At 40.9% G+C, this 12,266-nt stretch carries 10 protein-coding genes; 5 read left to right on the top strand and 5 right to left on the bottom strand.

Going from position 1 to position 12,266, the window contains the following annotated elements; genetic code table 11:
* Positions 1 to 341: divalent metal cation transporter (locus tag ABZB17_RS14080; RefSeq protein ID WP_372650974.1), on the bottom strand; the 341-nt coding region annotated here is incomplete at its 3' end.
* Positions 342 to 531: 190 nt separating this feature from the next.
* Between ABZB17_RS14080 and ABZB17_RS14085 the strand changes: the two genes are divergently transcribed.
* Positions 532 to 1,899 (top strand): ADP-ribosylglycohydrolase family protein, encoded by a 1,368-nt coding sequence (locus tag ABZB17_RS14085; protein WP_372650975.1) that lies wholly within the window; start codon positions 532 to 534, stop codon positions 1,897 to 1,899.
* A gap of 38 nt (positions 1,900 to 1,937) precedes the next feature.
* Here the strand turns inward: ABZB17_RS14085 and ABZB17_RS14090 are convergent, their stop codons facing one another.
* The 3 genes from ABZB17_RS14090 to ABZB17_RS14100 are packed head-to-tail and all read right to left on the bottom strand — an operon-like array spanning position 1,938 to position 4,687.
* Complete coding sequence (locus tag ABZB17_RS14090) at positions 1,938 to 2,468, bottom strand: GNAT family N-acetyltransferase (RefSeq protein WP_372650976.1); 531 nt, start codon at positions 2,466 to 2,468, stop codon at positions 1,938 to 1,940.
* A gap of 1 nt (position 2,469) precedes the next feature.
* Positions 2,470 to 3,855, bottom strand: a complete 1,386-nt coding sequence (locus tag ABZB17_RS14095) for an alpha/beta hydrolase family protein (RefSeq protein WP_372650977.1) — start codon at positions 3,853 to 3,855, stop codon at positions 2,470 to 2,472.
* A gap of 19 nt (positions 3,856 to 3,874) precedes the next feature.
* Positions 3,875 to 4,687: an alpha/beta hydrolase gene (locus ABZB17_RS14100; protein ID WP_372650978.1), complete on the bottom strand. Its 813-nt coding sequence runs from the start codon at positions 4,685 to 4,687 to the stop codon at positions 3,875 to 3,877.
* Positions 4,688 to 4,837: 150 nt separating this feature from the next.
* On the opposite strand from ABZB17_RS14100, the gene ABZB17_RS14105 reads away from it, so the two are divergent.
* The gene (locus tag ABZB17_RS14105; RefSeq protein ID WP_372650979.1) at positions 4,838 to 5,329 is read left to right on the top strand and encodes a response regulator; all 492 of its coding nucleotides are present in this window, start codon (positions 4,838 to 4,840) and stop codon (positions 5,327 to 5,329) included.
* 17 nt (positions 5,330 to 5,346) lie between these two features.
* Here the strand turns inward: ABZB17_RS14105 and ABZB17_RS14110 are convergent, their stop codons facing one another.
* Positions 5,347 to 6,597 (bottom strand): DUF819 domain-containing protein, encoded by a 1,251-nt coding sequence (locus tag ABZB17_RS14110; RefSeq protein ID WP_372650980.1) that lies wholly within the window; start codon positions 6,595 to 6,597, stop codon positions 5,347 to 5,349.
* Between the two features lie 305 nt (positions 6,598 to 6,902).
* On the opposite strand from ABZB17_RS14110, the gene ABZB17_RS14115 reads away from it, so the two are divergent.
* The 3 genes from ABZB17_RS14115 to ABZB17_RS14125 all read left to right on the top strand — a co-directional run bounded on the left by ABZB17_RS14115 (position 6,903) and on the right by ABZB17_RS14125 (position 11,695).
* A complete protein-coding gene (locus ABZB17_RS14115; RefSeq protein WP_372650981.1) occupies positions 6,903 to 8,420 on the top strand; it encodes an NAD(P)H-hydrate dehydratase in 1,518 nt (505 codons plus the stop codon).
* Positions 8,421 to 8,449: 29 nt separating this feature from the next.
* Positions 8,450 to 9,103, top strand: a complete 654-nt coding sequence (locus ABZB17_RS14120) for an HAD family hydrolase (RefSeq protein WP_372650982.1) — start codon at positions 8,450 to 8,452, stop codon at positions 9,101 to 9,103.
* Between the two features lie 714 nt (positions 9,104 to 9,817).
* Complete coding sequence (locus tag ABZB17_RS14125) at positions 9,818 to 11,695, top strand: PAS domain S-box protein (protein ID WP_372650983.1); 1,878 nt, start codon at positions 9,818 to 9,820, stop codon at positions 11,693 to 11,695.
* The last annotated feature ends 571 nt before the right edge of the window (positions 11,696 to 12,266 follow it).

Raw genomic sequence — 12,266 nt, forward strand, 5'->3', positions numbered from 1 at the left:
CTGAATCCGGCAACAGCTCCCAGCAAATTACCCATTTCGTAAGCAGCTGCGCCAATAACAATTGCTCCCAAAACCAAAATCAGAATTGGTAGTTTGGCTTTACTTTTTTCAAACTGATGTACAATTGCCTGCCCCAGATTTAACCCGGATGTGATGGTTAAACGTGCTGCTGCTTCCTGCAAAAGTAAACAGGCCAATGTAGAAAAAAGTAAGGCCCAAAGCAGATCAGTTCCCAAAGCTGCACCTGATTTGGCGGCGGTTGTAATTGTTCCCGGCCCGATAAAGGCCGCCGATACCACCGACCAGAAAAGAATATTCAGAATGCGTTTTTTTGTAGACATAATCGTTTGAAAGCTCCAAAATACAAAAATCGAACATCAAATATTTTGAATCGGTAACAAAATGGATGGCGCTGACGAAAATTGAGGTGGAGTGTCTACTTCAATTGGTGAAAAAGCCAGATTTTATAAAAATTATATTCAAAATAGTAACTTGCACAAGAACGCCAGGATGGATAATATTTATAAAAAAATGAAAAACGACTTTTCCCTGTATGTCTTGTTATTAATTATCATTTTTGCAATTACAACCAGTTGCGCTAAAACATCAGAGATAACACAAAATCCAAATCTTGTGTATGAAAGCTACACTCCAAAAAGCACTGACAGAACCATAAGCAGAGAAGACTATTATAAAAAACTTCAGGGCTTTTGGTTGGGTACCTGCATTGCCAACTGGACAGGCTTAGTTACCGAAATGGATAAAATAGGAAACATTGGCGAAATAAAAACCGGTGATTTTTACACCCGGAACGACTGGGGTAAACCTGATCAGCCAAGTATTTGGGGAGAAGGTATTCCGAGTGATTTGTCGCCGGTAATTGATTTTGTGTTTGCTGATGTTGATAGCGTTTGGGGAGCTGACGATGATACGGATATCGAATACATTTACCAGGAACTTTTATTAAAATATCAGACTTCTGTTTTAACGGGCGAACAAATTCGCGAGGGCTGGCTGGAGCATATCAGGCACGAAGAGGAAAACTATTTGTGGGTGTCGAACCAAAAGGCTTTCGATTTAATGAAAGAAGGATTGGTTCCACCTGCCACTGGCGATCCTGAAAATAATCCCGAGTTTGAAATGATTGATGCGCAGTTAACTACCGAAATTTTTGGTTTGTTTGCTCCTGCACGACCCGATATTGCACTGAATCTGGCACGCCTGCCCATTCAGAATACTGCACGTGAGAATAGTGAGTGGATTTCGGAATTTTATGTGTCGATGTTTTCGCTGGCTTCTGCCGTTGATAAGACTTTGCCTTTGAAAGAACAACTCTTTTGGATGGCGGAACAGTCGAAAGACCGACTTCCCGAAACGTCTTATTCGCACAAAATGTATGAATACGTGAAATCAAAATACAATGAAGGTATTTCGTGGGAGCAGGCCAGGGATTCGGTTTATACCCGGTATCAGCTTGACCAGGCCGATGGATATGATATGACATCGCGGAATTTGTATTGTAATGCGTGTTTTGCTGCCGGAATTAACTTTGCGGCAAGTTTGGTTAGCCTGTTTTATGGCGAAGGTGATTTGGTGGAGACGATAAAGATTGGAACACTCTGCGGTTGGGATGCTGATAATCCTACAGCCACATGGGGCGGATTAATTGGGTTTATGATTGGAAAAGAAGGAGTTGAAAATGCTTTTGGCAGAAAGTTCTCCAACCGTTTTGACATTCAACGAACCAGAATCGGTTTTGAAGAGGTTGGAATAGATACTTTTGAAAATATGGCACTAAAAGGAATCTGGATCATCGATAAAGTCGTTCAGGAAGAAATGAATGGCGGAGTTGATTTAAAAAACAACCGGTGGTATGTGCCCCAAACAGCTGAAAGGTAGAATCTTTAAAGTGAAAACGGGTTTTGAAGAATTTATATTTACAGGTTTTTCCATTCGCGTGCCAACAACGCATAAATCACATCATCAACCCATTGGCCATTTATCAAGAGGCTTTCTTTAAAATGTGCTTCTTTTCTAAAGCCAAGTTTCTCGAGTAGAGCTACTGATGCAATATTCTCCGGATCGACAGATGCGGTAATCCGGTGTTTTTTCAATTCGCCAAACAGGTAGTTGATAACCGCTTTTGACGCTTCGGTGGCAAACCCCAACCCCTGGTGTTGTTTGGCAATGGTGTAGCCTATCTCAACTTGTTGCTCGTCGATAAAATGAATGCCGATGTCGCCTATGAGTTTGTTATCTTGTTTTTCAACTACTGCAAGCTGAAACCAGGTGTCGGGTACATTAAATTCAGCAGATAACTTCCCTAAAAAAGTTTCTACATCGTCAATCGTTTTCGGAATCCAGCCCTGGTATTTGTTTGCTTCTGAATCCGAACGATAGGCTAAAAGAGCGTGCTTATCATTTAAAGTTAGTGGTCGTAAAACTAATCGTTTGGTGTTCAATTGCATTTTATTTTTTAGTTTGCTTCACGATCCAGTCTTTCATCGTTGTTAGAACTTCCGGATCGATGGTTTCTTCAATTTGTGAATACTCAGTCGCTGAACCGGTGTCGCAGTTTTGGAAAAGATGGTTCAGGTTCCCAAAAGCAATGGTGGTAACGTTTGTGTTTCCTCCACTCGTTATGGCGGATTTTATTGAATCCAGATTCGATACCGGCACCTGTACGTCTTTTGCCCCATTAATGGCCAACACCGGACATGTTACTTTTTCGAGTGTAGGCTGTGGATCGTAGGTTAAAAAATAGCGAAACCAGTTGTTGTTTACACCGGCAATTTTAGCATCAATTGCGGCTTTCATTTCGTCGTTCATGCCGGGATAAAATCCCTGCGAAAGGATGGTTCGTAGTTGCTCAAGCGTTTTTGTGGAATCGGGCTCTGTTTTTATGATTTCAAAAATACGCTGATTAATCATCGCGCTTTGTTTTATCTGAAATTCCGGCAAACCCGCTGCTTCCAGTGCCAGTAAATTTTGCTCTTTCAGAATTTGTTCGCCGGTTGTTCCCGGACCAGCCATCATAATAAAAAAAGCAATGTCATCAGAACTTGTGGCGGCAATCGGCGCAATCAATCCTCCTTCGCTGTGCCCAATCAAACCAATATTTTGAGGATCGATTTCTTTTCTTGTTGTAAGTAATTCTACACCGGCAAGTACGTCCCCTGCAAAATCTTTACTGGTAGCTGTTGAGATATTTCCTTCGGAACCGCCAACTCCACGATCGTCAACACGTAATACCGCAATTCCATTACGGGCAAAATAATCAGCAACCACCCAAAAAAGTTTGTGCCCGTATATGGTTTCGTCACGATCCTGAGCACTTGATCCTGTTATCATCACCACTGCCGGGCAAGGAGAAGTAGTATCCGGACAGGTTAACGTGCCTGCCAGTTTATACCCCGACTCAATATTCACGTACTCCACATCCTCAATGAGGTAGGGGAAGGGTGGTTGTGGAATTTGCGGTCGTTTTAGGATGGGAGCTTCATCGGTTTTTACAAAAGTCAACGGTGTGTTAATTCCGTTTTTACTCCATTCGCCTTTTATGGTAGTATCGTTTTGAAAGACACCGGAATATGTGTGATCATTTTTGGGCGTGTAAATAATAATACTGTCGGTTGTGACCTTTATCAGTTCGCACGGCAGGTCTTTTGTACCGTCTTCAAGAACAGAAAGAGTAATGATCTGTTTTCCACTTTCATCTTCCGAAATATGAAACGAGGTAGTAATTTTTAAGGTTGGTAAATTCACCTTCCCTACCCAATAACCATTTAGGTTTCGCGCATCTGCCTGATTCAATTCGCAAAATAGAATCGTAAACAGAACAAGAATACAGCTCATTTTCATGTTATTTGTGCTCTTAAGGTTTATCCAATACTCTGATCTCTTTTAGTAAAACTTCCAGTGCCGGCGAGGCCATTTCTCCATGGTTAAAACCGTCGAGTTCCATTAGCTTACAGTTTTTATGCCCGGCAACTTTCATCATCCGCCACATGTAGGCATTCTCTTCGTAACGGCCCAGCATTTCCAGCTCACGGTCGCCGGTAATAAATATTGTGGGAGGAGCATCGGGGCGAACGAAATAAAGTGGTGCATATTCATCAACAATCGCTTGTGTTCCCGGAATTCCTCTTTCATCGCGAACGGTAAAATGCGTAACAGTATGGCCACTAAATGGAATTAGCATCGCAATATCGTCGGCATTAATATCGTGTGCGGCAAGGTAATGTTTGTCTAAACCAACCATGCTGGTAAGGTAGCCACCGGCCGAATGTCCGCTAACAACTATCTTGTCTTTACTACCGCCATATTTTTCAATGTTTTTAAAGGTCCAGGCTACTGCCGCTGCGGCATCCTCGATATAAACCGGGCATTTAACTTTTGGCGACAAACGATAGTTTACAGCCACTACTGCAATTCCCTGTTCTTTTAATTTCTCGGGAATAAATTTATTTCCGCCTGTTATTCCGCCACCATGAAACCAAACCACAGTGGTAAAATCAGTTTTATTTTCCGGGTAATAAATATCGAGTTTGCAACGTTGCTGTGCATATTCCGAGGCGTCGGACGTGTACAGAATATTTTCGTTGGTGGCATACTTTGTTTCTTGCGCAACAAGGGTTTGAGCCCCAATTAGAATGAAGATGAGGGAAAGAAAAATATAGTTTTTCATGCTAACTTTTTTTTGATTTCGGGCTAAAGTACAAAAGAATTTGGAACAGTGGAATGGAACTCTGGTAAATCGTCGGGGGGAATTGGAGTCGTTGAAAATGAATAATTAATCGTACATTTAAATGTTAAATACACAAAAAAGCTAACAGTTGTGAATAAGAATTTACTGATTTTCGTAGTTGAAGACAACAAACTATACCACAAACTGGTGGTTGAATTTCTTCAGAGACAAGGAATGAAAAGGGTTAAATCGTTTTATAATGCCGAGGATTGTTTGGCGGCGGTAAACAAAGGTGAGCGTCCTGATATTGTTATCGAGGATTATCATTTGAATGATACTACGGGAATTGCTGTTTTGCAGGCAGTAAAGAAAATCAGCGAACGTACCGAGTTTATTTTTCTCACTTCGCACGAAGACATGGAAGTGGCTGTAAATTCGATAAAATACGGCGCCTACGATTACATTATAAAAGACAACGATATTGCCCTTAAAAAGGTGTATAATAAAATTGGGAAAATTTCGAAAGTTATAGAACTCGAAAAGCGAAACCGATTTGTACAAAATGCCATGATTGTTTCGCTGGCCATTTTAGTAGCCATTGTCGTTGTTGTTGCCCTCCGCGAAATTTTTAACCTGTTCTGATAGTGAATCAGAACAGGTTAATGTGCCGCTACTTGCATTAGCAGTCCGCACATCCACGCTCCGTAGGTTCCTAACGCATAACCTAAAACGGCCAGTAAAACACCAACCGGTGCCAGCGACGGATGAAAAGCAGCCGCCACAACCGGGGCACTTGCCGCACCTCCGATATTGGCTTTACTACCAACCGCAAGGAAGAAATAAGGTGCACGGATAAGTTTCCCGACAATTAACAGCAGAATTACGTGAATAGCCATCCAGATTCCGCCAACCAAAAACAATCCAAGGTTGTCGAAGATCTTACCAACATCCATTTTCATACCAATGGTTGCCACCAGAATATAAATAAAGATGGTGCCTATTTTTGATGCACCGGCTCCTTCGTAATTCCGAAGTTTTGTAAACGACAACCCAATTCCAATAGTGGTTGAAAGGATAATTAACCAGAAGAATTTTGAGGTTAAACTAAACTTGTTTAATGCCGGAGCATGAATTTCGATGTAAGGAGCGATCCAGTCGGAAACCAAATGTGCAAAACCGGTAACGCCAAGCCCGATGGCTGCAATAACCATTATATCAGTGCTACTTGGTATACGTGCTATTCGCTGACTGAATTCATGCATGTGATCTTTTAGTTGGGTAACGCTGCTGGCGTCGGCTTTAAAATGTTTATCGATCTGTTTTGCCTTTCCAACACCAATCAGCAAAATGGCCATCCAAACTTCGGCTACCAATACATCAACGGTTATCATTATCGAATATAAATGATCCGATGGTTTAAAAATTTCGTACATGGCCGCCTGGTTGGCCCCACCGCCAATCCAGCTTCCGGCAATGGTGGTCATTCCGCGCCATACAGCATCGGGGCCTGCTCCTCCAACCAGATCAGGATTAATGGCCGACGCTGCTAAAATTGCAAGTGGTCCGCCAATAATAACGCCAACGGTTCCGGTAAGGAACATAATCAGCGCTTTGCTTCCCAGCTTAAACACTTCTTTCAGATTAATACTTAGCGTTAGTAAAACCAAACTTGCCGGCAACAAATAACGCGATGCCATAAAATACAGCTGCGAGTGTTCGCCGTCAACAATATTAAAAGTGGTAAGCAAACTAGGTAAAAAATAACAGAGCAACAGCATCGGAATAACACTGTAGAATTTCTTAAAAATGGGTTTCGAAGAATTGCTGGTATAGAAAATTGCGGCCAGCAATGCCAATAATAATCCTAATACTACTGCGTCGTTTTTAATAAGTGCTTCTGTTTCTTGCATACTTTACTTTTTGCCACGGTTTTACGAAAGAGGGCAAATATAAAAATCTTTTAGTTTTAACAACCTGACATTGGTCTGGTTCATTGCTTTAAGGTTTGTAATGAGCATTTTAAGTAGAGGGGATAAATGAGGTGAGCTGATTGGAAGAATGAGTTGTATTTGACTGCTAGCTTCAGCTTCTTTTTTTTCGTGGAAGAAAGTCGTCTATAAACCCTAAAATCACTTACGTTTTTTATAATTTAGAGAAAACAAATATTGCTGGTCGAAAAAGTATATTTTGACCGATAAATTCCAGCTTTCTCAAAATGAAATTATTTACAACTAAACAAATAGCAGCAATCGATAAGTTTACCATCGAAAATGAACCCGTTACGGACATTGATTTGATGGAACGCGCTTCGCTGCAAATGACCAACTGGATTGTTCAACAGTTTTCCACCGAAGAGAGGTTGCTGTTTTTTGCCGGCCCAGGAAATAACGGAGGCGATGCCCTGGCAATGGCCCGGCAGCTGGCCGATCTGGATTACCAGTGCGAAGTTTACCTGCTTGATTTTGGAAAAGCTTTAAAAGGATCGCTGGCTATCAACTACAAACGCCTGGAAGAGCAGGGCAAAGTAAAGTTGAGCAAACTAAGGTCGGAAGACGATTTTCCGCAGGTTGACGAAACCGATGTGCTGATTGACGGTTTGTTTGGCTCGGGATTGTCGCGGCGTCTTGAAGGATTCCCGGCACAACTTGTGCAATACATTAACCAGCTGCTGAATGTGGTAGTGGCTGTTGATATCCCCAGTGGATTAATGGGGGAAAACAATGCCGAAGATGTTCTTGAGAATATTATTCGTGCTGATTATACCCTGACGTTGCAGTTCCCGAAGATAAGTTTCCTGTTTCCGGAAAATGAACAGTTTGTGGGGCAGTGGGAAGTGTTGCCAATTGGTTTGCATCCCGATGGAATCAGCGAAACACCATCGCCGTATTACTTTGCTGATGCGGAAGATGTGGCAGCGCGTTTGCCGATGCGAACAAAATTCGATCATAAAGGAACATTTGGGCACGCACTGCTTATTGCCGGAAGTTATGGCAAAATGGGGGCGGCAGTTCTGGCCTCAAAAGCCTGTTTGCGTGCCGGAGCAGGATTGTTAACCGCTCACGTCCCGCACATGGGGTTTCCGGTCATTCAAACTGCGGTGCCCGAAGCAATGGCCAGTATCGATCAGCACGATTCGATGTTTACTGATTTTCCCAACCTGGAGCCTTATGCGGCTATTGGTGTTGGTCCGGGGCTGGGCCTGAAACGAAATTCGTGCCGTGCCTTATGCGACTTGTTCGATCAGGCAAAAGTGCCGATGGTTATCGATGCCGATGCGCTGAATATTCTGGCTGAAAATAAAACCTGGCTGGAGAAAATCCCCGAAGGTTCGGTGCTTACACCACATCCGGGCGAGTTTCGGCGTTTGGTGGGCGAAACAACAGATTCGTACGATGCCATTCAGCAACAAATAGCTTTTGCCAAAAAATACAATTGTGTGGTGGTGTTAAAAGGAGCACATACTTCGGTGGCGGCACCCGATGGAACGCTTTGTTGGAACTCAACAGGTAATTCGGGAATGGGAACTGGCGGAAGCGGCGATGTACTTACCGGAATAATTCTGGGATTGCTGGCTCAGGGAATGACATCGTTTGATGCAGCGCTGGTTGGCGTCTATCTGCATGGACTGGCCGGAGACATAGCCGCCAAAAAACGATCGGAATTTTCGTTAATGGCCGGCGATATTATCGAAACGCTGGGAAAAGCATTTCTAAAAGTTCAGGAAGAATTATAAAAAACATATAAGCCCTAAATAATCTATCAATGAAAGTAAAAGGAGTAGTTTTCGATTTTAACGGAACTTTGTTTTGGGATACGCATTTGCAGGAAGACTCGTGGGATCGTTTTCTTGAAAAGTATGGTTTTACCCTGAACGAGGAGGAAAAGAAAAAATACATTCACGGTATTAATGCCAAAGATACTTTTGAATATTTGTTTAAACGCGAACTCAACGATGCCGAAGTACACCGGCTCACCGAAGAAAAGGAAGTGATTTACCGCAGCATGTGCCTGGAGCATGGTATGCAACTGGCTCCCGGTGCCGGGCAGCTGATTGATTTTTTGGCAGAATCAGGTGTAGCGCTGGCAATTGCAACCGCTTCAGCAAAAAATAATGTCGATTTTTTTATTCAGCATTTCCCTTTGTTAAACTACTTCAGGCCCGAACATATTATTTACAACGATGGTACAATGCGCGGAAAACCGCACCCCGACCTTTTTAACAAAGCCATTTCGGCCATTGGAACAAAAGCGGATGAAACATTGATTTTTGAAGACTCGCACGCCGGGCTTGAGGCGGCAATTCGTTCCGGGGCAGGAGCGGTGATTATTGTAAATTCGGCAAATGCCGATTATAATGGTTATTCCTGCAGGCAAATCACGCATTTTAACCAGGTAGATAAAACTTTATTTGTATAAGGCTTATCTTTTCTAAAAATTATTTTCGGCATATCATTTTGTGTAACCCGGTAGTTTTGTGCTTAAACTAAATGTTTTAGTTACGGTTTTGTTTTCGGGAAAAGAATATTAGTAATAAAAATCGCCTTGTGGTCCGCAATCGTCTTTAAACGCTTTTCAAAAATAGAAGTCAATCACTAAAGAAAAAGTTAAACCAGCAATTTTGCGAGGTGAATAAAACATTTTCGGCGCACGGCATAGCAATTGCCGTAATTATGTTAGTGCAATCAGAAGGGTAATTTTTGATAATTCACACCACTTTTAAATTTATCGGGATACGATGATTTTGAGGTGGTGTTTTTTTGTTTTTATATTCTGGCGCTAACAACTGGTGATATTAGTTTTAATGCATAACTTCCTGAAACATTAAATTTGTAAGCGTTTTGGTGTGTTGAAAATGTAATGCGCGATACACAATACTAAATCCTGCTAACAGAAAACGATAAAATAACCGAAATTGATTCGGTATGGTTACCTTTATCGCGTGTATATAACGCTGCGAGACGATAGATTGAATGAGTTTTGTATTCAAAGCCATAAATGCGATTAAAAAATAACAGCAAGTTCACGAGTATTAATTATATCCTTGTAATTGTGGTATTAAAGTTTTAAACTCATGGTCTTTTATGACACTGATTTAAAATTGGTTCAGAATTTAAATTATTGACAGGGAAGATGAAAAACGATATAAACATTACAAAAGCATTGATTGATTTATCTACCGACAGTATTTTTATAATACAGAATGGGATAATTAAGTATGCAAATCGGGATTTATTGGAGTTTTCGGGTTATAATTTATCGGAACTAATTGGGGTGAAGTTTCCGGAAATTGTACAGCATAATGAGTTAGATACACTTTATTCCCTGTCGCTTAAAAATCAAAACGGCGAAAATCAGCCATTAAAATACGAATCGGGTGCCAGGTTTAAAAACGGGAATTGTATTGATGTTGAAGTATCAGCCGTATCGGTTGTTTTTGAGGGCGAACCGGCTTTTCTTGTCGTTTTGAGAGACATTACACAACGTAAAATCTCCGAAAGAAAATACCAGAATATCATTGATTTTGCACCTATTGGTTTTTACAAAACCCGAAGAAATGGCGACTTTATCCTTGCAAATGAGGAGTTGGCAAACATTCTGGGTTATGATGATGCTGATGAGTTACTTGCAATGAATATATCTGATTTCTACTTTTCCGGTGATGAAAGAGAAAAATTAATCAATAAATACGATACAGCGAAAAGTTCAAAAATTAAAAATATTGAAATAAAATTCAGGAAAAAAGACGGCAGTGCCATATGGGTTTTAATGACTGCGCGAGCCATAAAAGATAAAAATGGAAACACCATAAGTTATGACGGTTTTATCATTGATGTAAGTGAAATGAAAAAATCGCAAAATGAACTTATAGCCGCCAAAGAAAAAGCCGAAGAAAGTGACCGTCTGAAATCGGCATTTCTCGCCAATATGAGCCACGAAATCAGAACACCGATGAATGGTATTCTTGGATTTACAAGTTTGCTTTTAAAGCCTGATTTAAATGATGAAACAAAGGAGAAATATATTCAGACTATTCATCAAAGTGGCGAGCGAATGCTGAATACGGTAAACGATATTGTAGAAATGTCGAAAATTGAAGCCGGTATTATGGAGGTAAGAAAATCGGAAATTAGTGTAAGCGGAATATTAAAAGATATCCTCTCGTTTTTTCAGGTTCAGGCTCAAAAAAAGGGATTAACGCTAAACTATCAAAATAAAACGCCCGGGGCCGAAATATTCGTAACCACCGATAGGGCGAAATTTGAATCGATTCTTACCAACCTGATTAAAAATGCCATCAAATTTACCGAGCAGGGAAGTATAACGGTTAGTCATATCACAAAAAACGGATTTATTGAATTTTGTATTAAAGACACCGGAATAGGTATTCCCTTAAATCGGCAGAAAGCTATTTTTAGCCGTTTTGAGCAGGCCGACATTAAAGATAAAAGAGCTTTTGAAGGCTCGGGTTTGGGGCTGGCTATAGCAAAATCGTATGTTGAAATGCTTGATGGCAAAATATGGGTGGAATCAACAGAAGGAGTGGGGACTGAATTCTATTTCACTTTACCGGTTTCGAACGTGGTAAAAAATAGTGCTCCGGATTCGAAGCAGGAACACAACGAAAATGGGCTTAAACGAAAATACAAAATACTGATTGTTGAAGACGACAGAACTTCTGCCATTGTGCTTAAGACCATATTATATGATATTGCTGAAAAAATTACCCATGCCAATAACGGCGAGAAAGCAATTAAAGAATGTAAAAATCAGGCCGATTTTGATATTATTTTAATGGACATGAAAATGCCGGGAATAAGCGGCCATGAAACCACAAAAAGAATACGCGAGTTTAACAAGGATGTAATTATCATCGCCCAAACAGCCTATGCTTTGTCGGGCGACAGAGAAAAAGCATTTCAATCAGGCTGTAACGATTATATTGCAAAACCAATTAAAAAACGTGAGATCCTCGAGAAGATTGAAAGCAACATTAAAAATTGCATTTAACATGAGGTGTATAGCATGGGGCAGGCAGTTAATGTTTTAAAGTTGCTGCATTTTATCAAATGTGTTGCGGTTTGCTTCAATGCTGTTTTCCCTTTTTAAGGGAAAATGTCAACAGACAAAAGGGTAAAGCAATTTCTCACAATTATTTGCCGGCAAGCAAAATTTTCCTGATTATTCTGTTTTGTTGTTATTTTTTACTCACTCTCTTCTCCCTCTCTTTTTCAAACTACCCGTTATACATCTTTTTCTGATTTAAATTTCGTCCGGGAGTACCAATTAGCTTCGATCATTTTCTTTCGCCGGACGATTCAAATCATATCATCATGACCCAGGGCGACGTAATTCGTTGAATTACTTTGCCCAGGGCTCAAAATATTACGCACTTTCAGCGCTTATTCTTTTAATCAAATAAAATATCGGGCTGAAAGTCCGTATTAATTCAGCCCCGGGCAAACTCCCGATTCATAGGGAAAGTGCCGCCCGGGGTTAATGGGAAGTATTAACAAAGGCGCAAATAGAAAAGTCAATTGAAAATGAAACCTGGCATGCGCCTCAGTTAGAATTCCTTTTA

This window comes from Draconibacterium sp. (assembly GCF_041583095.1).
GTDB lineage: Bacteria > Bacteroidota > Bacteroidia > Bacteroidales > Prolixibacteraceae > Draconibacterium.